This window comes from Pseudomonas sp. FME51, assembly GCF_014897305.1.
In genome coordinates this window covers 415,470-439,294 of the sequence record NZ_JABUYN010000002.1, presented here as the reverse complement: position 1 = coordinate 439,294, position 23,825 = coordinate 415,470, and the positions used below count along the sequence as shown (strand labels likewise).

The following is a 23,825-nucleotide window of genomic DNA, read 5'->3' as shown; positions in this document are numbered from 1 at the left end:
CGACAGTTGCGCCGCCATACGCGGTGTAGCATCCGGCGTATAACGATAATTACAGGAGATTTGCCATGAGCGAACAACGCGCCACCTTCCGCGCCATACAGGAAGGCACTGCCGAGGACTGGAGTCTCATCGCCGGTCACTTTCGACCTTTTGCCAAGCAATTGCCTGATCGTATCCTGACCCACCTCAAGCTGCTCGACGGTGACTTCGGCGGCTTTCCCATTGATCGCCTGCAACATTCCCTGCAGACGGCGACCCGCGCGCACCGCGATGGGCGTGACGAAGAGTACGTCATCTGCGCCCTGCTCCACGATATCGGCGACACGCTGGGCAGTTACAACCATCCGGATATCGCTGCAGCCATGCTCAAACCCTTCGTCTCGGAAGAGAACCTGTGGATGGTGGAAAAGCACGGCGTCTTCCAGGGTTATTACTTTTTCCATCACCTGGGAATGGATCGGCATCTGCGCGAGCAGTTCAAGGATCATCCCTTGTACCAGCGCACCGCCGAGTTTTGCTCGCTGTACGATGCGCCAGCCTTCGATCCGGATTACCCAACCGAACCCCTGAGCTTCTTCGAGCCCATGCTGAGGCGGATTTTTGCCCGCCCACGCCAGTCCATGTACGCCTGAGCTTTCCAGCGGCGGTCTTGCATACTATGATCGGTCTGGCATACCGGACCATCAGGACAGGGAAAGACTGATCATGACGCTGCAAGCCCGCATACAACCCGTACGACCTCCATTGGAGGGTTACTACTCCAGGGTCATCACCTACCTCTGCGTCAGCATCGTCTTTTCCGCCATCGCCTATGAACAGGGGCTGACCACCCTGACCGCTGGCGTCATTGCCTATACCCTGCTCTATCCTCATCTGATCCGCCTGGTATCCGAGTGTCTACGCAAGACCGGTGCGCGCACGGTGCGGCTGAGCCTGCTCGCACTGGATGCAATACACACCGGTGTCTTCATCACCCTGTGTCAGTTCAGCATGATTCCGAGCCTGGTCTTTCTGATGCTGATCAGCTTCGCCAGCATCATCATCGGCGGACCGCTGTACCTGGCCGCTGCGGGCCTGCTGACGCTGGCTGGGTGCATGCTCTCGGCAGCTATCCTCTCACCCGACCCACAGTTCGTCAGCAGTCAGTTGCTGGCCTTCTGTAGTCTGGCCAGCGGCGGCACCTTCACTGTCATCATCGCCGCCTTCGTCTATCGTCAGGGTCGGCATCTTGAGCATGCGCAACAACTGATCAGCGCCGAACAGTCCAAGACCGCCGAGTTGGCCAGCGATCTGGCCAAATATCTTTCACCACAGGTATGGGAGTCGATTTTCTCCGGCAATCAGCGAGTTACACTGGAGACCCGCCGCAAGAAGCTGACGGTGTTCTTCTCGGATATCCGCGGCTTTACCGAGCTGGCCGAGGAAATGGAAGCGGAAGCGCTCACCGACCTGCTGAACAATTATCTCAACGAAATGTCCCGTATCGCCCTGCAATACGGCGGTACCATCGACAAATTCATTGGTGACAGCGTCATGGTGTTCTTCGGTGACCCGGTCAGCCGGGGAGCCAAACAGGACGCCGAGGCAGCAGTCTCCATGGCTATTGCCATGCGTAAACACATGAAGGTCTTACGGCAGCAATGGCGCAGTCAAGGCATTACCCGGCCGCTGGAAATTCGCATGGGCTTGAGTACCGGCTATTGCACAGTAGGCAACTTCGGCGCCGACATGCGTATGGACTACACCATCATCGGCCGCGAAGTGAACCTCGCCAGCCGCCTGGAAAGTGCTGCCGAAGCCGGTGAAATCCTGATCCCCCATGAAACCTGGTCGCTGATCAAGGACCTGATCATGTGCCATGACAAAGGCCGCATCGAGGTCAAGGGCTTCGGTCGACCGGTACAGATCTATCAGGTAGTGGGGTTGCGCCGTGATCTGGGTGCCGCGCCGACCTTTGTCGAGCACGAAATGCCTGGCTTCTCCATGTATCTGGATACCAGCGGCATTCGCAACTACGACAAGGAAGAGATTGTCCGCTCACTGGAGCTGGCGGCCCGCAAGCTGCGCGACAAGGTGATCATCTAAGGTGCCGCTGAACTGGTCGGCAGCAGCACCGCCTCCTGCGCCGGCTCGTCGGCGGCAAGGGGCTCGGCCCAGGAGTACTGTTCAATGCTGCCGTCCCAATGCTCGATCAGCGCTGTGCAGGACTCCACCCAGTCACCACAGTTGTGATAGCTGATGCCGTCAACCTCACGAATTTCCGCATGGTGGATATGCCCGCATACTACGCCCTGAAAGCCACGTTTGTGACACTCGTGGGCCAATGCTCCCTCAAATTCGCTGATGAAGTTGACGGCTTTCTTCACTCGCTGTTTCAGGTAGGCGGATAACGACCAGTAGCCATAACCGCAGCGACTGCGCCAATAGTTGAGCCAACGGTTGAGTCGCAGGCTGAATCCATAGGCGTGGTCACCCAGAAAAGCCAACCAGCGGTGGCAGCGGGTGATCACATCAAACTGGTCGCCGTGAATGACCAACAGCTTTCTGCCATCAGCCGTTGTATGCTCAGCTTCGTCCACCAGCAGAATGTTGCCGATATTCAGCGTGGCGTAACGGCGCAGGAACTCGTCGTGATTACCGGTGACATAGATCACCCGCGTGCCGCGCTTGCTCATGGTCAGGATGCGGCGCACCACGTTGGTGTGCGACTGAGGCCAGTACATGCTTTTGCGCAGCCGCCAGCCGTCGATGATATCGCCAACCAGATACAGCTGATCGCATTCGTACTCTTTGAGAAAGCCTGCCAGCTTCTCAGCCTGACAATCGCGTGTTCCCAGATGCACATCGGAAATCCAGATAGTGCGTACCCGCTGCTTCCCGACCGCCGAAAAGTCCTCTGCCTGGCTCATTCGCCTCTCCCCTCGCAGTAACTGCTGCCAACCTAGCCCCACGAAGTGAATACCTGATGACCGTTGTGTTACCGGCAGATGACAGGTCGTCGATCCAAGGAACACTGCCGCTTGCACTTCGGCCTCGTATACAATGTTCAGCCGATCGGTCCCTTTGCTCAATAGTCAGGCTTTTGCCATGCTCAGATGTCTTTTCCTCCTCCTGCTTACGCTACTCACGCCGCTGGCTGCCGCACAGACCAACGCCTCCGCCGAACCGCGTACCGGGCTGGTATTGTCCGGTGGCGGCGCCCGAGGCCTGGCCCACATCGGGGTACTAAAACAGATCGAGGCAATGAACATCCCCATCCATGCGATTGCGGGCACCAGCATGGGCGCGGTCATCGGCGGCCTGTATGCCGCCGGTTACAGCGCTGACGAACTGGAAAAGATTGCCCTGGAGACGGACTGGCCGGCGGCGATGAGCGACTCACCGCTGCGCGAAGATATCCCCTACCGCCGCAAGCAGGATGACCGGGATTTTCTGGTCAAGCAGCGATTGTCATTCAAGGAAGGCAAGCTCAACTTTCCACTGGGCATACTGCAGGGCCAGAATCTCGGACTGATACTGGAAAGCCTGCTGGTGCATACCAATGACATCGATGACTTCGACCGCCTGCCGATTCCCTTCCGCGCCGTGGCGACCGATATTGCCACTGGCGATGCCATAGTATTCAAGAGCGGTCACTTGCCCCAGGCGATTCGTGCCAGCATCGGCCTGCCTGGCTTCTTCGCTCCGGTGATGGTCGATGGGCGCATGCTGGTAGATGGCGTGTTGTCGAAGAACCTGCCGGTGGATGTGGCCCGGAAAATGGGCGTGGACAGAGTCATTGTGGTGGATATCGCCACCCCGCTGAAACCGGCCAGCGACATGCACAGCATTCTCGACATCATGGACCAGACCACCACGCTGCTGACCCGCAACAACACCCAGGAACAACTGGCCACCCTGACCGAGCAGGACATGCTGTTGCACCCCGAATTGGGCAGTATTGCTTTCAACAGTTTTTCCGAAGCCGATCAGGCCATTGCCGCCGGTGAGCAGAGTCTGCTGCAATCGACCGCACTGAATGCCTTTGCGCGCCCGACCAGCCTGCAGCAACCGGGCGGCAACCTGGCGAGCAATCGCCCACACCGCCAACCGATCATTCATGAAATCCGCGTTATCAACAGCGGCAAGGTGGACGACCAGGTAGTGCGCAGCATGGTACGCCAGCAGCTCGGTGAGCCGCTGAATACCGAGCATCTGGCCAAGGACATGGGCACCATCTACGGCACCGATTATTTCAGCCAGGTCAATTATGAAATCCTGCATGAGGAAGATCAGAACACGCTGCTGATTCGCACCAGCGGACGGGAGACCGGCACCGACTATCTGCGCCTGGGATTGAATCTGGTGGATGATTTCGAGGGCGGCAGCCAGTTCACCATCGGCGCCAGCTTCCGCGTCAACGGCGTCAACCCGTTGGGCGCCGAATGGCTCACGCGCCTGCAGCTGGGCGAGCATCAGCAGCTGTACAGCGAGTTCTATCAACCGCTGGATTACGGCTCACGTTATTTCGTCGCGCCCTTTGTCGATGCCGAAGCGCGCAATGTCGAGGTGATTCTGGATAACGATCCAGTGGCCGATTACCGCCAGCAGCGCTACGGCGCGGGCCTGAATATCGGTCGTCAGATTGCCAATAACGGTGAGGTGCGTTTCGGCCTGTCGCGTTATTGGGGTGAATCCGAAATCCGCGTGGGTGACCCAGAACAGCCCACCCTCAAATTCGACGAGGCCTTCTATTCGTTGCAGATCGATCGCGACACCCTGGATAACGTCAACTTCCCTCGCTCCGGCGATGCTGCGCGCATACTCTGGCGTCAGTCCGAGCCGGATCTGGGGGCGGACGAGCGCTATCAACAGCTGGAACTCAGAGCCAACTGGGCGTTTGCCACCGGACCACACAGCTTCCAGCTGGGCACGCTCATCGGACGCACCGACAGCGAGGTGAGCGTGGCCCAGAGCAGCTTCATCCTCGGCGGCCCGGGCGAGTTTTCCGGTTTCCGGCAGAATGGTCTGGCCGGCCAGAACTACAATCTGGCGCGAGTGATTTATTACCGGCAGCTGAACCCTGGCAGCACGCCTCTGACCATGCCGATCTATCTGGGTGGCACGCTGGAGTACGGCCGGGTTTATAACAAGGGTGAGGACGCGCTGGATACCGGTTATATGGGCGCCAGCAGTATTCTGTTGGGCATGGATACCTTCCTTGGCCCGGTGTTTCTCGGCATCGGCGCCAATCAGGAAGGCGAGCGCGCGCTGTACATGAATCTGGGGCAGACGTTCTGATGCGAGGCCAGATACACTGCGCTTCCACAAGAGTCGACAAGTAGCACACTAGCTCGTCGATCTTGTGGGAGCGGGCTTGCCCGCGAATGGCGCTCCGATCTCAGCCGCTGATCTCCAGCACCAACGCCGCGCGGATGCAGTGCAACACGCCTTCCTCCACCGGCTCGTCCAATTCCTTTGCAACCGCACGCACGCCGGGCAGGTCTTCCTCTGCTTCGTTGAGAAAGAGATCCTGGATACGATTCAGATGACCCGGCGGCAGATCGATCGCCTGATGCAGTTCCAACTGTCCGGTACTGATCGCCTGAGCCAGCTTCTGATAGACCTGCCTGATCGGCAGGCCGGTCTGCTGGGCAATCTGCTGTGCTTCCATACCGGCCAGGGCCAAGGCCTGGACCTCATGTGCCTGATGCACCGGCGCCGCTGCCGCAGCACCACTCTCTTCCAGCATCACCTGGAGGAAGTCCGCCCCGTAACGCTCCAATTTGTGAGCGCCGATACCACTGACCAATGACATGTCCTGCAATGTGGTCGGTCGCTGACGCAACATATCGACCAGTGTCGAATCGGCGAACACCACATAGGGCGGCACGCCATGGGCCTCAGCCAAGCGCTTGCGCAACGCACGCAGGTTTTCCCACAGTGGTTTGTCGGCGTCGGGAATCACGGGCTTGTCGCCGGATCTGGCTGGCGCACTGGTCGAGCGCGACACATCCTTACGCAGTGCCAGGGATTCCTCACCGCGCAGTAGCGGACGGCAGCTGGCAGACAGCCGCAGACTGCCAAAGCCGTCCAGGTCGATTTCCACCAGACCACGGGCAATCAGCTGGCGGAACACCGAGCGCCAGTCCTGTTCGCTCAGTTTCTTACCGATGCCATAGGTCGACAGGTGCTGATGACCCGCAGTACGGATCTTCTCGTTATCACGACCCAGTAGGATGTCCACCAGATGCCCCACCCCGTACCGCTGGCCGCTGCGGTAAACGGTGGACAAAGCCATCCGCGCCGCCTCGCTGCCATCCCAGGTAGCAACGGGCTCCTGACAGTTGTCACAGTTGCCGCAGGGGTCATCAAGGATATCGCCAAAATAGCCCAGCAACGATTGTCGTCGGCAGGTCGTTATTTCACAGAGCGCCAGCATGGCATCGAGCTTATGCCGCTCGATGCGCTTGTGCCGCTCATCGCCATCGGAGTTGGCCAAAAACTGATTGAGCATCAACAGATCTTGAAGCCCATAGGCCATCCAAGCATCCGCGGGAAGTCCATCGCGGCCGGCGCGACCAGTTTCCTGATAGTAGGCCTCAATGCTTTTCGGCAGATCCAGGTGCGCGACAAAACGCACATTGGATTTGTCGATGCCCATCCCGAAGGCAATGGTCGCCACCATGATCAGGCCTTCCTCGTTGAGAAAGCGCCGCTGGTTGCTGGCCCGTAGTTCGGCGGACAGGCCCGCGTGATAAGGCAGCGCCGGCCAGCCCTGCTCACTGAGCCACTGCGCGGTATCCTCGACCTTTTTTCGCGACAGGCAGTAGACGATCCCGGCGTTGCCGCGCTGCCCCTTGAGAAATGCCTGCAACTGTTGGCGTGGCCGGTCCTTGGGAACGATGCGATAGAAAATGTTCGGTCGATCGAATCCGGAGACGAAACGCGCCGCCTCTTCCAATCTGAGGCGCTGGGCGATTTCCTCGCGGGTACGCTCGTCTGCCGTGGCGGTCAACGCCATACGCGGCACACCGGGGAAAAGCTCGGCGAGTTGCCCCATCTGCAGGTATTCGGGGCGGAAGTCATGCCCCCACTGGGATACGCAATGCGCCTCGTCGATCGCAAACAGGGCAATGTTCAGGCTTTGCAGAAAGTGCAGGGTGCGCGGTTTGAGCAGGCGCTCCGGTGCAAGATAGAGGAAATCCAGCTCACCGCGGCTCAACCGATGGGCAATATCACGCCGGTTTGCCTCGTCCAGCGTGGAGTTCAGCGCCGCCGCTCGCAATCCCAGTTCGTTGAGCGTGGCGACCTGATCATCCATCAAGGCAATCAGCGGCGACACCACCACGGTGAGCCCATCGCGCAACAATCCCGGAATCTGATAGCACAGCGACTTGCCACCACCGGTCGGCATCAACACCAGGGCGTCACCACCACGGGCTACCTGGTCGATAATGTCCGCCTGGTGCCCGCGAAATTCGCCGTAACCGAATATGTCCCGTAGCCGCTGTAAGGCTTGCTCGCGCATGATTCTCCTTGCATTATTGCATTCGGGCGGCCGATATCGACCTGCAGAAAAAGACTGATTATATCAGCGCAAGCCGTGGAAGCCTTGAAATCCGCTGTGAGCCGTGCCACAAAGACCAATGCTTTGGCATAAACCCGGCCAGGTGCGTACAATGCTGACCATTATCCATGATGAGGTGTGCCATGTCCTTCGCCGACCAACTCGAGCGCTTGCAGCAATTTCTCGATGCTGATGATCTGCATGATGAAGCTCTCGATTATCTTGCCGGGCATGGGTTCCTGACGGCCCTGTCCATCAGCCCTGCCGAGGTCCCGGAACAGGAGTGGATGTTCGAACTCTTCGCCGAAGATCCTAAATACACCGACGACGCTCAGAAAGCCGATATCGAGAACACCCTGCGTGAACTCAAGGCGTTGATCGAGCGTATTCTGGCCAGTGATGAAGAGCTTGAACCACCGTGCGAACTGACCCTGGGCGACGAGCCGGACCTGTCCGACCTGCGCAGCTGGTGTGTCGGCTTTCTCGAAGGCGTGTTCATGCGTGAAGATGACTGGTTTTCCCAGGATGAGGAAACCGTCAGCGAGCTGTTACTGCCGATCATGGTCGGCTCCGGTCTGTTTGAAGACCAGCCCGAATTCGCCGACATCGCCAAAGACGAAGAGATGGTCCAGGACATGCTCGACCATATCCCCGATGTACTGACCCAGCTGTATCTGCTGTTCCAGGCCCCGGAAGAAAAGGCCCGCCCTGCTCTGCTTGATCCGCGCCATTGATCTGAGCTCGGCGCGACTACGCCTGCCGATCGCCGGTCCTCGCCCCTAGGGCAAGGCCGGTGATCGGCAATTCAGCTGTCCCGTGTCACCTTGTCCGTGACCGCCTCCCCCGCCTTCACCCAACGCGTCAACAACGGCAGAATATCGTCTGCGGATTGATACCCGTTGGACAGCAAAGCCAGCATACCGTCACGCTCGGCGAGCAAGGTCGGAAAGCCTCTGATACCCAAATCACCAGCCCATGCAAAATCAGCCTTGACCGCTGAGTGAGCAGCTTCGGCGACGAAGGCCTGATGGAATTCCTGTCGGTTGTATCCTGCCTGCTCTGCCAGTTCGAGCAGTGCCGAACCTTGTGTGACATCGGTCGCCTGAGCATAGAAAGCATGCTGTATGGCCTTGACCAATAACCACACCCGCTCAGCGTTCAACTCCCGCGCCACCACAATCGCGCGGCAGGCCGGTTCAGTGTTGTAGATGAAGTTGGCGGGCAAAGCCTCCGGCGTCAATAGCGGCTGACCGCTGGCTTCGCGCACTGCTTGCCAATGCTCTGCCAGTGCACGCCGCGCAGCGTCCTGCATCGGGTCGATAACGCCCGGACGCAGCCCGCCGGCAACCAGGTGCAATGGCAGTTGCGGGAACGCAAGCTGGATTGAATCGATGACCGGGGAAAACCCCCAGCACCATGAACACATCGGGTCCATCACATAGATCAGGCGCTGGCGCATGGGGGGGCCTTTTGGAGTTGGGGCTATTTTGCGTTAGGTGTTGCCAGCTCTTGCGGCAGACCGATCGGATGCGGCTGATTTCGCAATTTGGCCAACTGCACCTGACGCTGACGCTCTTCAGCTCGGCGGCGGGTTTTTTCCGGCAGACTGGCGTAACAATGCGGACAACTGATGCCTTCTGCATATTCCGGTGACGCCATATCCTCGGCAGATACCGGATGACGGCAGGCGTGGCACTGGTCGAAGGAGCCTGGGGCCAGGTCATGCCGCACGGTTACCCGGTTATCAAACACGAAGCACTCACCGTCCCACTTGCTCTGCTCAGCTGGCACTTCCTCGAAATACTTCAGAATGCCGCCCTTGAGATGATAGACCTCATCAAAACCTTCCTTGAGCATGAAACTCGAAGCTTTTTCACAACGAATGCCGCCGGTACAGAACATGGCGACCTTCTTGTGCTTCTGCGGATCGAACTGCTCACGCACGTAGTCGGGAAACTCGCGGAAGGATTTGGTCTGCGGGTCGATCGCGCCATCGAAGGTGCCGATCGACACTTCGTAATCGTTGCGCGTATCGATCAACAACACTTCCGGGTCGCTGATCAGATCATTCCAGTCCTTCGGCTCGACGTAGGTGCCCACCTTCTCGTTGGGGCTGATACCGGGTACGCCGATGGTGACGATTTCCTTCTTCAGCTTGACCTTGGTGCGGTAGAAGGGCATCTCGTCACAGCGCGACTCCTTCCAGTCCAGATCGCTCAGCCGCGGGTCACTGCGCAGCCATTCGAGCAGTGCTGCTGTGCCGACGCGAGACCCGGCGACCGTGCCGTTGATACCTTCCAACGCCAGCAGCAAGGTGCCCTTGACGCCATGTTCCATCATAGTGTCATGCAGCGGCTGCCGCAGGGCTTCGAAATCTTCCAGGGTGACGAACTTGTACAGCGCCACCACGACAATATTGGACATGCAGCCTCTCTTTTCGGTAATCGCCCACGTAAAGGGCGCACTTTGGGGAGCGCAAGTTTAACAAAGATGACAGGATTCGGGCATGCAGATTATCGGCATGCCGAATCAATATTATTGATCGGCTTTGCTGCCACCCATGCAGTCGGGTGAACTCGGCGCCAGGCCGCTGGCCTGCCATTCGGCAGGCGAATAGGTGTGCAAGGCCAGAGCATGAATCTGCTGCATCAGGTCACCCAGCGTACGATAGACCGCCTGATGACGCTTGACCGCATTCAGACCCTGGAACTCATCACTGACGATGACCAGCTTGAAGTGCGATTCAGAGCCCGGTGGTACGTTGTGCATATGACTTTCGTTGAGCAGATCCAGATGGGTTGGGGCAAGACTTTGCAGTGCCTGCTCAAGGGCGGCCTGGGTAGTGGTCATGGGTTTATCTCCTTGTTTGATGGGCACATTGTATCCGGCTCGACAGGTGCAGGTCAGCCGCACTCGTTTTCAGGAGCGGCAATGATGCTCAACGCGCCTTCGTCTGCCGCTCCTCGACTTCAGTCGCCATTGCCTCCAGTAACTGCTCCAGTTTCGGCGAGATATGCTGCTCGACACGCTCCTGAGTGATAGCCATGGAGTTACGGGTAAGCTCCGGCAGATGCTGCATCAGCTTGCTACCCGCCGGTGAACTATAGAACGCCGCCAGCTGCTCGAATTCTTCTTCACTGAATACCGGCAGATACAGATCCGCCAGCTCGCCGCGCATCGCCTCCCAGCTGAGCTGCGCATCCAACAACGTCCGTGCCTGCTGATGATAGTTACGCAGAATCGACTCGTGCTGCATCGAGCCACCCATCTGCGAGAAGCGAGCCGTCAGCAGTTGTTCGACCTGCGTATAAATAGGCGCGGTCATGCCTTCGGCATTGGCCAGCTTGAGAAAACGCTCGGCACTGGCTCGGTGTGAAGCCTCGTCGGCATTGGCCAGCGGCACCATGAAAAGACAACACAGTATAAGGCCCGGTAGTAAGCGCATGGGCGGGGCGACTCCGATGGTTGAACGAGAACCTATACTGGCAGGTCAGATAGCTATTCTCCAGATAATAGGAGCAATCATGAACACACGTACTGAGTCGGACAGCATGGGCGATATCGAAGTGGCAGAAGACCGTTACTGGGGTGCCCAGACCCAACGCTCGTTGCAGAATTTCGCCATCGGCGAGGAGCGCATCCCACTCGCGGTGGTACAGGCCCTCGCGCTGATCAAGAAAGCCGCAGCACACACCAATCAGCAGCTGGGCAATCTGGATAAGTCAGTGGCAGAGCTGATCAGCCGGGCCGCAGATGAAGTGATTTCCGGCCAACTGGACGAGCACTTCCCGCTCTCCGTATGGCAGACCGGCAGCGGCACCCAGAGCAATATGAATATCAACGAGGTGATCGCCAATCGCGCCAATGAGCTGGCCGGCAAGCCACGCGGAAGCAAAGAGCCGGTGCATCCCAATGATCACGTCAATCGCTCGCAAAGCTCCAACGACACCTTTCCCAGCGCCATGCATGTGGCTGCTGCGACGCAGGTTCGCCAGCAGCTGTTACCAGCGGTGTGTGCCTTGCGCGGCAGTCTGGATGAACAGGCACGCCGTCATGCCGACCTGATCAAGATTGGCCGCACCCATCTGATGGATGCGACCCCAGTGACTTTCGGCCAGGAGCTGTCGGCCTTTGTGGCTCAACTGGATATGGGCATCCACGCCGTGAAACAGGCGCTGCCCGAGGTGCTGGCCTTGGCTCAGGGCGGCACCGCGGTCGGCACTGGCTTGAATGCCCCGCCCCGCTTTGCCGAGGTGCTGGCAGCAGAAGTCGCGCAGCTCAGCGGGCTGCCCTTCACCAGTGCTGCCAATAAATTCGCCGCCCTGAGCGGTCACGAACCTCTGGTGCAACTGCATGGCGCCTGCAAGCAGCTGGCCGTCACACTGATGAAGCTGGCCAACGACCTGCGCCTGCTGGGCAGCGGTCCGCGCGCCGGCTTTGCCGAAGTACGCCTGCCGGCGAATGAGCCGGGCAGCTCGATCATGCCCGGCAAGGTCAATCCAACCCAGTGCGAGGCGTTGTCGATGATTGCCTGCCAGGTTCTCGGCAACGATGTGACTTTGAGCATGGCTGCCAGTTACGGGCAACTGCAGCTGAACGTGTTCAAACCGGTGATCATTCACACCCTGCTGCAATCAATACGCCTGTTGACCGATGGCTGCGACAGTTTCCGTACTCATTGCGTGGACGGAATGCAACCGGATACCCAGCGTATGCGCGAACATCTGGACAACAGCCTGATGCTGGTCACTGCGCTGAATCCGGTCATTGGCTATGACAAAGCCGCCGAGATTGCCAAGAAGGCCTATGCCGACGGCACTTCGCTGCGCCAGGCAACACTGGCACTGGGTTACCTTGATGAGCAGGCGTTCGATCAGGCTGTACGACCAGAAACCATGCTCGGCAACCAGGCACCCAAACCATAAGGCGTATATCCCGCTCTCCTTATTCCAGCGGCGGACTGACGGTCAACCGCCGCAGTCGACGATTCTTCAGTTGCTGCAGAACGCTGGGCGCCAGAGCAATCAATGCCGAGCCCGAGACCACCAGCAGCGCCCCGAGATAAGCGAGATTATTCAGCAGCTCGGGCTTGATGAACGCCGGCCACAGCATCGAACCCAGCGCAACCATGGCAAAGGTGAACAGCGGCGTTGCTGCGACAGTGGCACTGACCCGAGAGGCCTCCCAGTGCACCAACGCCTCGGCGAATGCGCCGTAGGCCACCAGCGTGTTCAGGCAGCAGCCCAATAGCAACCAACGCTGCAGCTCACTCAACTGCAGTATCTGCATGGGCGTGGCCAATGGCGTCAACAGTACGGCGCACGACAGGTAGATCACCATCATGATGGTGACCGACGACCAGATGGTCAGCAGTTGCTTCTGTGCCAGACCATACAAGGCCCAGGCGAAGGCCGCAGCCAGGGTGATCAGAATGCCCACGGTGTAGTCGCTCAGCTGGGTGAACAGTTCCACCAACCGCTGATTGAAGAATAATCCGAAGCCAAGTATCAGAACCGCCAGCCCGAGTAGCTGGCCAATACCGAAGCGCTCCTTGAACACCAGCATACTGCCCAACATCAGCATGATCGGCGCTATCTGGATCATCAACTGCATGGTGCCAGGCGTCAGCCTGTCCAGTGCCAGCACATAGAGCACGTAGTTGAACGCTAAGCCGAGCACCGAGACCACTACCAGCCAACGGTTACGCGGGGACAACGCTCTTATCGACGGCAAGCGCCGACGTAGTGCCAGCCACAGGAGCAGCACCAAGCCGGATGACAGCATGCGATACCAGGACACAGTGAAGGCATCCATGCCATTCAGTACTTCCTTGAGCATGATGGGCAGAACACCCCATAGAGTCGTTGTCGTCAAAGCCAACAGAAATCCGTACAACCAGCGACCGGATGCCACGTGCATAAGTAGTTCTCGGAAAGAGGAAGGAGACAGGAAGCCTTTATTGTAGGGCTCGGCAGCAATGCTGAACAGCGCCGCGCAGGTACATTACTGGCCAGACCCACCGCAACTAGCGGCAAGTTACATGTAGCCAATTGGTCTAACAGTGCGTCTCAGCTGATCTACCATGAAGGAAGGAAGTCAGAATCCTTTTGCTCAGATCATTGCGGTTCACCCGATCGCGCACATACACTGGTTGGGCGTCTTACCCGACGCGAACAGCGGAGCTGCTTACAAGGCAGCCCGCGCACACAAAAATAAAAGGTAATTGTTATGAAATTCGATATTCGGGGCAAATTGCCCAGTGTTGCTCTGGTTTTTCTCGCCACCTGGCTGCTGCTGATTCTGCCCAATATGGGGTGAAGACTGTTTCGCGATACAATCCCCGGCTTCTGTTTGTGCCGGAGCTATCGTGAAATCCTCACCATCCTTTGCAGAGTTGAGCTGGTCCGATGATGGTCAACCTTTTTCCACCCATTTCGGCGATGTGTATTTCTCCCGGGAATCAGGGCTGGAAGAAACCCGTCATGTGTTTCTGCATCACAACAAACTTCCCCAGCGCTGGCCCGCTCTTCCCGAAAACGCCCGCTTCTGCATCGGCGAAACCGGTTTCGGCACCGCCCTGAACTTTCTCTGTGCCTGGCAATTATGGGATGAGCTGGCCCCCGCTCACGCGCATATGCATTTTGTCAGCAGCGAAAAATACCCGCTTACCCCCGATGACATGCAGCGTTCTCTCGCGCTATGGCCCGAACTGCAGCCCTGGGCCGATCAGTTGTTGGCCCAATATGGCGATCTGGCCCCGGGTTGGCAGCAGTTTTCCCTGGCGAATGGGCGCATTACTCTGACGCTGTTAATCGGCGACCTGCTGGACACCCTGCCGCAACTGGATGCCAGTGTCGACGCCTGGTTCCTCGACGGCTTCGCCCCATCGAAAAACCCCGACATGTGGCAACCGGCGCTTTACCAACAGATGGCCCGCCTGTCATCCTCGAACGCCACGGTGGCAACCTTTACCAGCGTTGGCGATGTGCGCCGTGGATTGCAGGCCGCCGGTTTCACCATGAGCAAGGTAAAAGGGTTTGGCCGCAAGCGTGAGATGCTGGCCGGGCTGATGGAGGCAATTCCGGATAGGGAGTGGAGCGCACCCTGGTATCGGCGTCCTGCCGCGCCGGCCAACAACGAGCGCACTGCCCTGGTCATTGGCTCCGGGTTGGCCGGCTGCAGCACCGCCTTCGCGCTGGCACGGCGCGGTTGGCAGGTTACCGTGATAGAGCGCCACGCTACCCCGGCAGCGGAGGCATCCGGCAACGCCCAGGGCATTATCTACTGCAAGCTGTCCCCGCATCAGACACTGCTGTCACGCTTCGTGCAAACCAGCTATGCCTATTGTCTGCGTCTTCTGCATGAGATCCTGGCTCAATCCGACAGTACCTGGGCCGCCTGTGGCGTCCTGCAACTGAGCACAGATCAGAAAGAGCACCAACGGCAGCAGGCGCTGGCCGAACACCCCTACCCACACAGCTTCCTGCATAGCGTCAGCGCCGAGCAGGCCAGTGAGATTGCCGGGCTGGATATACTGCGGCCTGGGCTGTTCTTCCCTTCAGCAGGCTGGGTCAATCCGCCAAGCCTGTGCCAGGCACTGTTGCAACACCCGAATATCCGCCTGCAGACCAACCGCGAAGCCCTGCAGCTTGAGCAGCGTGATGATCAGTGGCATGCCCTGGATGACCAGGGTCAGTCACTGGCAAATGCCGCCGTGGCGGTCATTTGCAGCGCGGCAGACAGTCGACGATTCCATCAGAGCAACCACCTGCCGCTCAAGTCCATCCGCGGACAGATCACTCATTTACCAGCCACCGCTCAAAGCCAGCAGCTGCAAACAGTCCTCTGCGCCGAAGGCTATATCTCGCCTGCCCGTGATGGCGAGCATCACCTGGGGGCGAGTTTCCGTTTTGATCGTCTGGATAATCAGCCCAGCGCCGAGGAAAACATCGAAAACCTGCAGTTGCTGAACAAGCTTTCACCAGCGCTGAACGACGCACTGCAGCCGAACATACATGACCCGGCAGCCTTGGCTGCACGCGCGTCGCTACGCTGTACCTCACCGGATTATCTGCCGCTGATCGGCCCGCTGACCGACGCGCAGGCCTTCGCTGTTGACTATGCCGTGCTGGGCAAGGATGCTTCAAAAAAACCGCAGGCTCCGGCTACCTGGTACCCAGGGCTGTATATCAACGCTGCACACGGGTCCCGCGGCCTGATCAGTTGCCCCCTGAGCGGAGAACTGATTGCCGCCTGGATCGGCAACGAGCCACTGCCGCTGCCCCGTGATGTTGCCGAAGCGGTCCACCCCAGCCGCTTTCTGCTACGCCAGCTGATTCGTGGGCAGTGAGGTTTCGCGCGTTCAGAACCACAGCATGCGGATGCCGTCATACAGCAGCTTGCAACCAGTGAAAAACAGGAAGAGGTAGCACAGCCGGTAGATCAGCTCCTGGTTGCTGCGCTGCAGTAACCAGAAACCCATGCGGATGCCGATGGGCGCCAGCGGCAGCAATATCAGGGCGGTCAGCAGCTTGCCGCTATCAAACTGCCCAAGCTGGATGTATGCCGGCACCTTGGCCAGGTTGACGACGGCAAAGAACACCGCGATGGTGCCCATCAATATGGTCTTTTCCATCTTCTGCGGTAACAGATAGATATTGATCGGCGGCCCACCAGCATGAATGCCGAAACTGGTAAAGCCGGCAACGGCACCCCAGACCCCCCCGCGCCAGGCGCTGACCCCGCGCACGGGCGGCTCCCCTTTGCGCAACCAGATATTCAAGGTGAACACCACCGCAATCACCCCGACCATCAGGCGGATATGCCCATCACTCATCCAGCGGAAGCTCCACCAGGCCAGCAGCGTCCCCAGGAGCGCAGCGGGAATGATGATGCGCAGGTTGGGCAGGCTCCAGCGGCCACGGAAGGTGCGCAGCGCCACCAGGTCCATGGTGCACAGAATCGGCAGTAGAATGGCGGCCGCCTGTTGCGGCGGCATGACCAGCGACATCAGCGGCACCGACAGGATGGCAATATTGCCGCCAAAGCCGCCCTTGGCGATGCCATACAGCAACACCGCAGGAATCGCACAAAGATAGAACAGAGGGTCAGTAATCATCGGAACCGTGGCGAATCAGCAAAGCCGGCAGTGTATCATTGAGGACCATCAGACAGTCATCCGGGAAGTAGACACCATGCTGATACCCCATACCCTGCTCGACCCCGAGATTCTTCAGCGCATGCTGGAAGACTTCGTCACCCGCGACGGCACCGATAATGGCTATGACGACACCCTGTCGCAGCGCGTCGAGCGGCTGCGGCGGCTGATCGAGCGCGGTGAAGTGCTGATCGTATTCCATCCCGAGACCGGCGATACCAGTCTGACGCATCGCCGGGATGTACCCCCAGAGCTGTTGCGTGAGGCGGCTGCCGATCAGGGTTGACCGCTCGACGCCTGCTTCAGGGTGACGCAGCCAGGCCAAGACGCTTGGAGGATGCCGGGCGAAGGTCTAAGATAGAGGCCTTTATACCCTTTGCGGGTTTGACGAGGTAAACGATGAAACTGCGCTCCCCCCTGATTATTGCCGCCCTGCTGGGCTGCGCCGCCACCGCTTCGGCCCAGACCGTTGTATGCACGCCGGAAGAAGCCTTGAAGAAGGCCGAAGAAACAGCCGTCACCATCAACCGTATCGCCGCCGGCAACCCGGACAAGGCCGCCCGACTGCACGAGCAGTTGAAGGCACTTCAAGAGCGCGACCCGACTCGCAGTCATCATGGTGCCTGCGAAGCCTATGAGCGCATCATCAGCGAACTCAATCGCCAGGACGCCGCAAACGGCAACTGAGGATGTAACAGGACGGGGTATCCGGTCTTCTGTAGGAGGGCGCTTCGCCGCGAGTCGCGCCTCCTACAAGTGGAGGCACCTAGCGCCGCGACAGGCGCAGTTCAATCAGCCGATCAGCGTCCGCCCTGCCAGTGCATGTGCCAGAGTGCCGCCATCGATGAACTCCAGCTCACCGCCCAGCGGAACGCCATGGGCAATCCGTGACACCTTGATGCCCAGCGGCTTGAGCAGACCGGCAATGTAATGCGCCGTCGCCTCACCCTCCACCGTCGGGTTGGTCGCGAGAATCACCTCACTTACCGCACTCCCTTCCACCCGCTCCAGCAACGCAGGAATACCGATCTCGTCCGGCCCCAGCCCATCAATGGGCGACAGGTGCCCCTTGAGCACGAAATAACGGCCGCGGAAACTGCCGGCCATTTCGACCGCCCAGACGTCCGCCGGGCTCTGCAGTACACACAACAGACCGTCATCACGCCGCGGGTCGTCACACAGCTCACAGATGTCGGTCTCGCTCAATGTCCGGCAACGGCTGCAATAGCCGACACCGTCCATCGCCGATTCCAGCACATGCGCCAGATGCCGGGCCACGTCACGATCGCGCTCGAGCAGGTTCAAAGCCATGCGCTGGGCGGTCTTCGGCCCGACACCGGGCAACCCGCGCAGCGCATCAATCAATTGGCGAATCAGGGGACTGAAACTCATACCGGTATGGACTACTCCGATCAGAACGGCATCTTGAAACCGTCAGGCAGGTTCATGCCGGCAGTCATGCCAGCCATCTTTTCCTGGTTCTGTTGTTCCAGCTTGCGCACAGCATCATTGAATGCAGCGGCGATCAGGTCTTCCAGCACGTCCTTGTCTTCGCTCATCAGGCTGTCATCGATAGCGACGCGGCGCACATCATGACGGCCGGTCATGACCACCGACACCAGCCCGGCACCGGATTGCCCGGTAACCTCGGCGTTGGCCAGCTCTTCCTGCATCTTCTGCATTTTCTCCTGCATCTGCTGAGCCTGCTTCATCAGGCCTGCCATGCCACCTTTCATCATGGTTGTATCCTCACAAGATTGTTCAAGCATCAAGCGGGCGGATGCTGTCATCACAGATCTGCGCCGCAAAGTCATTGATCAGCGCCTGCACCAGCGGGTCGCCCTGAATACTCTGTTCCGCTTCCTTCTGTCGCGCCACCCGTCGCCGAGCTGCAGCCACAGCAGGGGTTTCCTGAGTCGGCGCCTGCACGCTGACGGTCAGCGTGATCGGCTGCCCTTCCAGCGCGACAATCGCCTTCTCCAGACGCAACCTATGGTTTTCGTTGTACAGCGCGCTGTGGCCCGGGTCCAGATGCAACTGCCAGACGGCATCCTCGACAGCCATCAGCTGGCAGTGGGCGGCAATGCTCTGAGTCAGGCCAGCCACGCCAAGCTGCGGATATACCTCCAACCAGCGTGCGGCGATACCGGTGGCAGGCGGCAGATCGCTGACATCATCATCCGCTGCCGCAGACGCGGCTGCCACGCTGTCCTCCGCGGGCTGCCAATCGCCCAGATACTGACTGACATCCACATCATCATCATCACCACCCTCCGGATCAAAACTGTCGTCCATCGGCGGGCCTTGCAGCCACTCGGGCGGTTCATCCGAAACCGTTTTCACTGACGTATCGGAGCGCGGTGACTGCGGCACAGTCGCTGCCACGGGAGCGGCGGGGGCAGAAACAGATTCAGGCTGCGGCTCTGGTTCAGCCATCACTTCAGCTTGAGCGACCACCTCAGCAGCAGGCGATGTGGGCGCGGCCACTGGAGGCGCCGTCTTCGGCGTGGCAACCACAGCAGGGTGTGCAGCCGCCGGCGCTGCTGGCGCGGTCGGCCTGGAGGCGTTGGAATCAGCCTCGGCCTGGCTGATCCCTGAAGACTTTCCCGACTCCGGTTCCGGCGTCGGCGCAGGCTGGGCAACCGGCGGACTGGGCACCACCCCTGCCGGCGCTACGGTTCCAGTGTGCTGCAAGGTGCCGGGGCGGAACGCGAGCATGCGCAACAGGGCCATCTCGAAGCCGCCGCGCGGATCAGGCGCCAGCGGCAGATCACGTCGCCCATGCAATGCCAGCTGATAGAACAGTTGCACGTCTTCGGCGCTGATACGCCCCGCCAACTCCAGCACGCGCTCCTGATCACCGAGACTGTTATCCGCAGCGTCCGGCAGCACCTGGGCAATAGCCACCCGCTGCAATGTGGAAATCAATTCGGCCAGCACACCGGCAAAATCGGCGCCCTGCTCGGCCAGCTCGGCAACCGCGGCCAGCAGACCACGCGCATCCCCCGTCGCCAGTGCGTTGAGCAAGCCGAATACCTGACCATGATCAATGGTGCCGAGCATGCTGCGCACTTCGCCTGCCTGCAGCTGGCCATTGCCGAACGCGATGGCTTGGTCGGTCAGGCTCAGGCCATCACGCATGGAGCCATCAGCCGCGCGGCCGAGCAACCACAGCGATTCATCATCAAACGGGATCTGTTCTTCTGCCAGCACATGCCGCAGATGCTCGACAACCTTTTCCGGCAGCATGTTCTTCAGGGAGAACTGCAGACAGCGGGACAGGATGGTAACCGGCAGCTTCTGCGGATCGGTGGTCGCCAGCAGAAACTTCACGTGGGCTGGCGGCTCTTCCAGCGTCTTCAACAAAGCATTGAAGCTGTGACTGGAAAGCATGTGCACTTCGTCGATCAGGTAGACCTTGTAGCGTCCGCGGGACGGTGCGTACTGCACGTTGTCCAGCAGCTCGCGGGTGTCTTCAACCTTGGTACGGCTGGCCGCATCGACCTCGATCAGATCGACAAAGCGACCTTCGTCGATTTCCCTACAGGCTGAACAGACACCACAAGGCTCCGAGCTGACACCAGCCTCGCAGTTTAGACATTTGGCGAGAATCCGCGCGATGGTGGTCTTGCCGACCCCGCGCGTCCCGGTGAACAGATAGGCATGGTGCAGCCGATCATTATCCAGCGCATTGATCAGCGCCTGCAGCACGTGGGTCTGGCCGACCATTTCACGGAACAGGCGCGGACGCCATTTGCGGGCTAATACCTGGTAACTCATCGAGGGCTGCTGTCCGGTGTCATTTGCAAGCCGCTACTGTACCCCAAAGGACCCGTTGAATGCGAGATGCACGCCGGTTGCCAACCATCGGATCGGCGCGTGAAAACGCCTCTCGCGGAGGTCGTTCCCCATCGCGGCCGGCGCGGACTCCCCTGGCCGGGACGCAGTTAGGCGCTCCAGACCAGCGAAGCCCGCGCGACTGGATCAGTCCTGAATGTAGTCGTTGAAGATCAATGAAATACGGTGTGCCGAGGAGGCAAGATTCGGCACATTGAGCGTCTGGCGGCGATTCGTATCACCCCGCGGCGTGCTGGTCACCGAGATGGTGCCATCGGCTGGCGTGCTGGCTGGCATGTACACATCCACGCCCCACTGGAAAGGCTGCTCCGGAAAGTACGGCAGCGGATCACCGGTCGTCAGCGCCGGCGTGGCCTGGTCATCATGCACGTGAATACCGATGTTGCCGCTGCCGATGGCCGGCTCGAGGATATTCACCGCAGGCTGATCGGGCCAGAGCAGACTGCTGGTGGCGATCTCCAGTACATCGTTATCTGCACCGCGATCAGCCCACCACTCCATGTCCCGGGTAATGACCAGCGCGGCATGATCAACACTGACCTGGGTGTTGGTTTCGATGGCCGAGCCTTCAGGAGAGGTATTCAGTCGCACCAGGGTACTGTTGCGAATCAATGGCTGACGGTAGAAATGGTGCTCTGCGCGCCCCGGCCGCAGCAGACTGAATTCATAATGCGCTGTCGGATCCAGCATCACCGGCCCCCAGTTTCCGTCTGCGGCAATACCAAAGGTTTCCATGGGCGTTGCCTGCAGGCGTTCGCCGGTGCCCGGGTCCACTTGCCACACCCGCAGGGTCGTGCCCGCCGCACCGGTATTGGCAGGGAAATAGACCGCTCGGCCGGCAGTTTCAACGTCATCGGCTTGTGGCAGGATCTCGGTCCGCGCCGGCTCGACGCCGGTAAAGAATTCAAACTGCGCGGCAAAAGAAGCTTCCGAGGTGGCCGCTTGCACGTGGGTTTCATCAGAAACGTAGGCATTGACCTCGCCAAGAGTGTCATCTTCATCGACAAACAAACCCATGCAGTTCGAGTTACCCGGACAATTCTCGCCGGTCGCTCCATCGATGGCCACATAACCCGCCACCTTGGCTTCACGGGTCGGCGCGGTCAGATAGTAGCCGCACACAGCAGTACCCAGGGAGTGACACGCCAGATAAACTTGATCCGCGTCGAAATCACTCAGCACCTGATCGACAAAGAGGTCCAGATCGCCGCTCAGGCCACCCGTCAACGCCTTGCCCACCTCAGCCTGGGACGCAGTACTGTATTCAAACGCGACAATATGATCTTCCGGATAGCCGTTGCTGGCAAAACGCATGGCCTGAGTCTGATACTGGGAGGCGGAACCTGCTGTTCCGTGGACGAAGATGATCGGCAGAATGCGCTCCTCATCCAGATCCGGCATGCTCGGACTGCCCGGGCCAGGGGAAGCAACCTTATCCGAATTCGAACCGGAGCCGCCCAGACAGCCGGCCAGCAGTACCGAAGAAACGATCAGGCAAAACAAACCACGCGCGGGAGCGCCGGCCTTGGTGAGCTTCATATCCATGCTGTAAACCTTTTTATTGTTATCGATAAATTACACATGAGACATTAGCCAGAATTCGCTCACCTTGCCACTTATATTGATAACGCACTGCCAACGAACAAGCGGACGGAATAGACCGAAATCAGAAACCAGGCTGGGGAGAAAACAGGAAAAAAGGGGGAGAAGTAAAACGGAGCACTATGGGTGGCAACCCTGCCAGCCACACCCCGGCACACGATATAACCGCTGCGGCTGCTCCCTTCCAGGCCTGACCGGGTTCACGGTGAATCGTTGCGAGGGGACCGACAGGGTCACCATAGCGTGCCCTGCTGATGAGGGCCGCGCTATTGTAGCGGGTTGTTCGCAAGTTACAACCCGTGAAGCGCTCAGAACCACAGCTTTTTCAGAGATATCCCTGTTCCGCCCTGCACGTCGCCAGCGGTTATACTCGGCGCAATTCGATATCGGAGCCCTGATCATGCAACCCGAAGACCTGAAGCTGCTGGTAATCCGTGAAATGCCCTTCGGCAAATACAAGGGGCGGCTTATCGCTGACCTGCCGGGTCATTACCTCAACTGGTTCGCCCGCGAGGGTTTTCCCAAGGGTGAAGTCGGACGCTTGCTGGAACTGATGCAGGAGATCGACCACAACGGGTTATCGGCACTGCTCGACCCCTTGCGCAGCAAACCTCCGGTCAGGCGCCAATGAACAGCGCGATCATCAGCGGAATATAGAACAGCGCTACCACCGTGCTCAGTAGCGCGCTGCCGGCGACCTGAGCCGGGGCCAGATTGAGCACAGTGGCAATCACGACAGTGTTGGCGGCAATCGGCGTGATGGAAATCAAGAATATCGCCTGATAGACCTCGATGCCATAAATCTGCGGCCCATGGCTATCCAGCCACCAGAACAGCAGCGCAACCAGCGGCCAGATCACGAATTTGCCGAAAAAGGCCAGCGCCGTGAAACGCAGATTGCCGGCTAATCCGCGAAAACTGAGGATACTCATGCCAATGAGCATCATGCCGAAGATACTGTAGGCTCCTCGCAGATTGTCGAACAACGGTTCGAAGATATCCGGTATGCCAATGCCACCCAGGTTGAGCATCACCGCAAAAAAGAATGCATACAGCGAAGGCAGACGTGCCATCTTGACCAGACAGTCGCGCACGCCGTAAAGACCCCGCGCCGCCAGATAGAAGCCGACTGAACTCTCGTACAGGGTAGTACCAAGCATACACAGGATGTAGATACTCAGGCCTTGTTCGCCGAATAGCAGCAGCGCCACCGGCACCCCGAGATACCCGGTGTTGCCGGTACCGACGGCCAGCGGAATGAGACTGGCACTGGCATCGCCGATCCAACGCCGGGCCACGACCAGATGGGCACAGCCAATCAGCGTGCACAATCCCAGCGTGAGGAAAGGCAAGAGGATGACTTCGGGCGACAGCGGCGTATTCATTACCCCGGAAAACACCACCGACGGGGTGACGATATACATCATGATCCCAGCGATATGGCTACCGCTGGCCTGCAGAAAGCGACCGGCCAACCAGCCCAGCCCGACCGTGACATAGAGCGGCATCAGTTTGTACAACAAGGCCAGCGCCGCGGTCATGGGATGTCCCGCCTGAAGAAAGATACCAGTTTAACTATCCATCCGGGGCATCTCTACTATCGGTAAAATTCTTCTTGAAAAATCAGCACATCCATTCGCCGGCGGCCAGAAATGATAA

General features: G+C 59.2%; 22 protein-coding genes and 1 other RNA gene. 9 read left to right on the top strand and 14 right to left on the bottom strand.

The features are described 5' to 3' along the window. The first annotated feature begins 65 nt into the window (after nucleotides 1-65). Nucleotides 66-632, top strand: a complete 567-nt coding sequence (locus tag INT39_RS06480; RefSeq protein ID WP_193072969.1) for an HD domain-containing protein — start codon at nucleotides 66-68, stop codon at nucleotides 630-632. 73 nt (nucleotides 633-705) lie between these two features. Then, nucleotides 706-2,085, top strand: coding sequence for an adenylate/guanylate cyclase domain-containing protein (locus INT39_RS06475; protein ID WP_193072967.1), 1,380 nt, complete (start codon nucleotides 706-708; stop codon nucleotides 2,083-2,085). Here INT39_RS06475 and INT39_RS06470 read toward each other — a convergent pair. Then, nucleotides 2,082-2,909: a UDP-2,3-diacylglucosamine diphosphatase gene (locus INT39_RS06470; RefSeq protein ID WP_193072965.1), complete on the bottom strand. Its 828-nt coding sequence runs from the start codon at nucleotides 2,907-2,909 to the stop codon at nucleotides 2,082-2,084. The two genes, INT39_RS06475 and INT39_RS06470, sit on opposite strands and share 4 nt — an antisense overlap. 178 nt (nucleotides 2,910-3,087) lie before the next feature. On the opposite strand from INT39_RS06470, the gene INT39_RS06465 reads away from it, so the two are divergent. Continuing rightward, nucleotides 3,088-5,280: a patatin-like phospholipase family protein gene (locus INT39_RS06465; RefSeq protein WP_193072945.1), complete on the top strand. Its 2,193-nt coding sequence runs from the start codon at nucleotides 3,088-3,090 to the stop codon at nucleotides 5,278-5,280. A 100-nt stretch (nucleotides 5,281-5,380) separates the two neighbouring features. Here the strand turns inward: INT39_RS06465 and recQ are convergent, their stop codons facing one another. Next, on the bottom strand, nucleotides 5,381-7,510 hold the full coding sequence (gene recQ, locus INT39_RS06460) for a DNA helicase RecQ (protein WP_193072943.1): 2,130 nt from the start codon (nucleotides 7,508-7,510) through the stop codon (nucleotides 5,381-5,383). A 182-nt stretch (nucleotides 7,511-7,692) separates the two neighbouring features. Between recQ and INT39_RS06455 the strand changes: the two genes are divergently transcribed. Beyond that, entirely contained in the window at nucleotides 7,693-8,283 is a 591-nt protein-coding gene (locus INT39_RS06455) for a YecA family protein (protein ID WP_193072941.1), read from the top strand. A gap of 71 nt (nucleotides 8,284-8,354) precedes the next feature. Here INT39_RS06455 and INT39_RS06450 read toward each other — a convergent pair whose 3' ends face one another. The 4 genes from INT39_RS06450 to INT39_RS06435 all read right to left on the bottom strand — a co-directional run bounded on the left by INT39_RS06450 (nucleotide 8,355) and on the right by INT39_RS06435 (nucleotide 10,994). Continuing rightward, nucleotides 8,355-9,008, bottom strand: a complete 654-nt coding sequence (locus tag INT39_RS06450) for a DsbA family protein (protein WP_193072938.1) — start codon at nucleotides 9,006-9,008, stop codon at nucleotides 8,355-8,357. A 23-nt stretch (nucleotides 9,009-9,031) separates the two neighbouring features. Further along, on the bottom strand, nucleotides 9,032-9,973 hold the full coding sequence (locus tag INT39_RS06445) for a rhodanese-related sulfurtransferase (RefSeq protein ID WP_193072936.1): 942 nt from the start codon (nucleotides 9,971-9,973) through the stop codon (nucleotides 9,032-9,034). A gap of 111 nt (nucleotides 9,974-10,084) precedes the next feature. Continuing rightward, on the bottom strand, nucleotides 10,085-10,399 hold the full coding sequence (locus INT39_RS06440; RefSeq protein WP_193072934.1) for a BolA family protein: 315 nt from the start codon (nucleotides 10,397-10,399) through the stop codon (nucleotides 10,085-10,087). A gap of 88 nt (nucleotides 10,400-10,487) precedes the next feature. After that, the gene (locus INT39_RS06435) at nucleotides 10,488-10,994 is read right to left on the bottom strand and encodes a DUF2059 domain-containing protein (protein ID WP_193072932.1); all 507 of its coding nucleotides are present in this window, start codon (nucleotides 10,992-10,994) and stop codon (nucleotides 10,488-10,490) included. 79 nt (nucleotides 10,995-11,073) lie between these two features. Here INT39_RS06435 and fumC point away from each other — a divergent pair, with 79 nt between their 5' ends. Continuing rightward, complete coding sequence (fumC, locus tag INT39_RS06430) at nucleotides 11,074-12,474, top strand: class II fumarate hydratase (RefSeq protein WP_193072931.1); 1,401 nt, start codon at nucleotides 11,074-11,076, stop codon at nucleotides 12,472-12,474. Nucleotides 12,475-12,493: 19 nt separating this feature from the next. Here fumC and INT39_RS06425 read toward each other — a convergent pair whose 3' ends face one another. Beyond that, complete coding sequence (locus INT39_RS06425; protein ID WP_193072930.1) at nucleotides 12,494-13,468, bottom strand: DMT family transporter; 975 nt, start codon at nucleotides 13,466-13,468, stop codon at nucleotides 12,494-12,496. Between the two features lie 448 nt (nucleotides 13,469-13,916). Here INT39_RS06425 and mnmC point away from each other — a divergent pair, with 448 nt between their 5' ends. Continuing rightward, entirely contained in the window at nucleotides 13,917-15,899 is a 1,983-nt protein-coding gene (mnmC, locus tag INT39_RS06420; protein WP_193072929.1) for a bifunctional tRNA (5-methylaminomethyl-2-thiouridine)(34)-methyltransferase MnmD/FAD-dependent 5-carboxymethylaminomethyl-2-thiouridine(34) oxidoreductase MnmC, read from the top strand. Between the two features lie 12 nt (nucleotides 15,900-15,911). Here the strand turns inward: mnmC and INT39_RS06415 are convergent, their stop codons facing one another. Then, the gene (locus INT39_RS06415; RefSeq protein ID WP_193072928.1) at nucleotides 15,912-16,667 is read right to left on the bottom strand and encodes a sulfite exporter TauE/SafE family protein; all 756 of its coding nucleotides are present in this window, start codon (nucleotides 16,665-16,667) and stop codon (nucleotides 15,912-15,914) included. 76 nt (nucleotides 16,668-16,743) lie between these two features. Between INT39_RS06415 and INT39_RS06410 the strand changes: the two genes are divergently transcribed. Together INT39_RS06410 and INT39_RS06405 are read left to right on the top strand one after the other, a co-directional pair. After that, a complete protein-coding gene (locus tag INT39_RS06410) occupies nucleotides 16,744-16,992 on the top strand; it encodes a YheU family protein (protein ID WP_193072927.1) in 249 nt (82 codons plus the stop codon). 113 nt (nucleotides 16,993-17,105) lie between these two features. Next, a complete protein-coding gene (locus INT39_RS06405; RefSeq protein ID WP_193072926.1) occupies nucleotides 17,106-17,393 on the top strand; it encodes a hypothetical protein in 288 nt (95 codons plus the stop codon). A gap of 105 nt (nucleotides 17,394-17,498) precedes the next feature. On the opposite strand, the gene recR is transcribed toward INT39_RS06405, so the two are convergent. From recR to ffs, 5 genes are all read right to left on the bottom strand, one after another. After that, nucleotides 17,499-18,098 (bottom strand): recombination mediator RecR, encoded by a 600-nt coding sequence (gene recR / locus INT39_RS06400; RefSeq protein WP_193072924.1) that lies wholly within the window; start codon nucleotides 18,096-18,098, stop codon nucleotides 17,499-17,501. A gap of 20 nt (nucleotides 18,099-18,118) precedes the next feature. Next, entirely contained in the window at nucleotides 18,119-18,445 is a 327-nt protein-coding gene (locus tag INT39_RS06395; protein ID WP_090273308.1) for a YbaB/EbfC family nucleoid-associated protein, read from the bottom strand. 22 nt (nucleotides 18,446-18,467) lie between these two features. Beyond that, the gene (gene dnaX / locus INT39_RS06390; protein ID WP_193072923.1) at nucleotides 18,468-20,486 is read right to left on the bottom strand and encodes a DNA polymerase III subunit gamma/tau; all 2,019 of its coding nucleotides are present in this window, start codon (nucleotides 20,484-20,486) and stop codon (nucleotides 18,468-18,470) included. Between the two features lie 204 nt (nucleotides 20,487-20,690). Further along, nucleotides 20,691-22,109, bottom strand: a complete 1,419-nt coding sequence (locus INT39_RS06385; RefSeq protein ID WP_193072921.1) for a hypothetical protein — start codon at nucleotides 22,107-22,109, stop codon at nucleotides 20,691-20,693. A gap of 190 nt (nucleotides 22,110-22,299) precedes the next feature. After that, nucleotides 22,300-22,396: signal recognition particle sRNA small type (gene ffs / locus INT39_RS06380), an RNA gene on the bottom strand. A 170-nt stretch (nucleotides 22,397-22,566) separates the two neighbouring features. Between ffs and INT39_RS06375 the strand changes: the two genes are divergently transcribed. Beyond that, nucleotides 22,567-22,797 carry a DUF3820 family protein gene (locus INT39_RS06375; RefSeq protein ID WP_193072919.1) on the top strand — a complete coding sequence of 77 codons (231 nt, stop codon included), beginning with the start codon at nucleotides 22,567-22,569 and terminating at the stop codon, nucleotides 22,795-22,797. Here INT39_RS06375 and INT39_RS06370 read toward each other — a convergent pair. Further along, the gene (locus INT39_RS06370) at nucleotides 22,784-23,707 is read right to left on the bottom strand and encodes an AEC family transporter (protein ID WP_193072917.1); all 924 of its coding nucleotides are present in this window, start codon (nucleotides 23,705-23,707) and stop codon (nucleotides 22,784-22,786) included. The genes INT39_RS06375 and INT39_RS06370 overlap by 14 nt on opposite strands. Between the last annotated feature and the right edge of the window lie 118 nt (nucleotides 23,708-23,825).

What these genes read in the sequence shown, in the direction of transcription:
- INT39_RS06480 (WP_193072969.1), top strand. Translation starts at nt 66, where the DNA reads ATGAGCGAACAACGCGCCACCTTCCGCGCCATACAGGAAGGCACTGCC.
- INT39_RS06475 (WP_193072967.1), top strand. Translation starts at nt 706, where the DNA reads ATGACGCTGCAAGCCCGCATACAACCCGTACGACCTCCATTGGAGGGT.
- INT39_RS06470 (WP_193072965.1), bottom strand. Translation starts at nt 2,909, where the DNA reads ATGAGCCAGGCAGAGGACTTTTCGGCGGTCGGGAAGCAGCGGGTACGC.
- INT39_RS06465 (WP_193072945.1), top strand. Translation starts at nt 3,088, where the DNA reads ATGCTCAGATGTCTTTTCCTCCTCCTGCTTACGCTACTCACGCCGCTG.
- recQ (WP_193072943.1), bottom strand. Translation starts at nt 7,510, where the DNA reads ATGCGCGAGCAAGCCTTACAGCGGCTACGGGACATATTCGGTTACGGC.
- INT39_RS06455 (WP_193072941.1), top strand. Translation starts at nt 7,693, where the DNA reads ATGTCCTTCGCCGACCAACTCGAGCGCTTGCAGCAATTTCTCGATGCT.
- INT39_RS06450 (WP_193072938.1), bottom strand. Translation starts at nt 9,008, where the DNA reads ATGCGCCAGCGCCTGATCTATGTGATGGACCCGATGTGTTCATGGTGC.
- INT39_RS06445 (WP_193072936.1), bottom strand. Translation starts at nt 9,973, where the DNA reads ATGTCCAATATTGTCGTGGTGGCGCTGTACAAGTTCGTCACCCTGGAA.
- INT39_RS06440 (WP_193072934.1), bottom strand. Translation starts at nt 10,399, where the DNA reads ATGACCACTACCCAGGCCGCCCTTGAGCAGGCACTGCAAAGTCTTGCC.
- INT39_RS06435 (WP_193072932.1), bottom strand. Translation starts at nt 10,994, where the DNA reads ATGCGCTTACTACCGGGCCTTATACTGTGTTGTCTTTTCATGGTGCCG.
- fumC (WP_193072931.1), top strand. Translation starts at nt 11,074, where the DNA reads ATGAACACACGTACTGAGTCGGACAGCATGGGCGATATCGAAGTGGCA.
- INT39_RS06425 (WP_193072930.1), bottom strand. Translation starts at nt 13,468, where the DNA reads ATGCACGTGGCATCCGGTCGCTGGTTGTACGGATTTCTGTTGGCTTTG.
- INT39_RS06415 (WP_193072928.1), bottom strand. Translation starts at nt 16,667, where the DNA reads ATGATTACTGACCCTCTGTTCTATCTTTGTGCGATTCCTGCGGTGTTG.
- INT39_RS06410 (WP_193072927.1), top strand. Translation starts at nt 16,744, where the DNA reads ATGCTGATACCCCATACCCTGCTCGACCCCGAGATTCTTCAGCGCATG.
- INT39_RS06405 (WP_193072926.1), top strand. Translation starts at nt 17,106, where the DNA reads ATGAAACTGCGCTCCCCCCTGATTATTGCCGCCCTGCTGGGCTGCGCC.
- recR (WP_193072924.1), bottom strand. Translation starts at nt 18,098, where the DNA reads ATGAGTTTCAGTCCCCTGATTCGCCAATTGATTGATGCGCTGCGCGGG.
- INT39_RS06395 (WP_090273308.1), bottom strand. Translation starts at nt 18,445, where the DNA reads ATGATGAAAGGTGGCATGGCAGGCCTGATGAAGCAGGCTCAGCAGATG.
- dnaX (WP_193072923.1), bottom strand. Translation starts at nt 20,486, where the DNA reads ATGAGTTACCAGGTATTAGCCCGCAAATGGCGTCCGCGCCTGTTCCGT.
- INT39_RS06385 (WP_193072921.1), bottom strand. Translation starts at nt 22,109, where the DNA reads ATGGATATGAAGCTCACCAAGGCCGGCGCTCCCGCGCGTGGTTTGTTT.
- INT39_RS06375 (WP_193072919.1), top strand. Translation starts at nt 22,567, where the DNA reads ATGCAACCCGAAGACCTGAAGCTGCTGGTAATCCGTGAAATGCCCTTC.
- INT39_RS06370 (WP_193072917.1), bottom strand. Translation starts at nt 23,707, where the DNA reads ATGACCGCGGCGCTGGCCTTGTTGTACAAACTGATGCCGCTCTATGTC.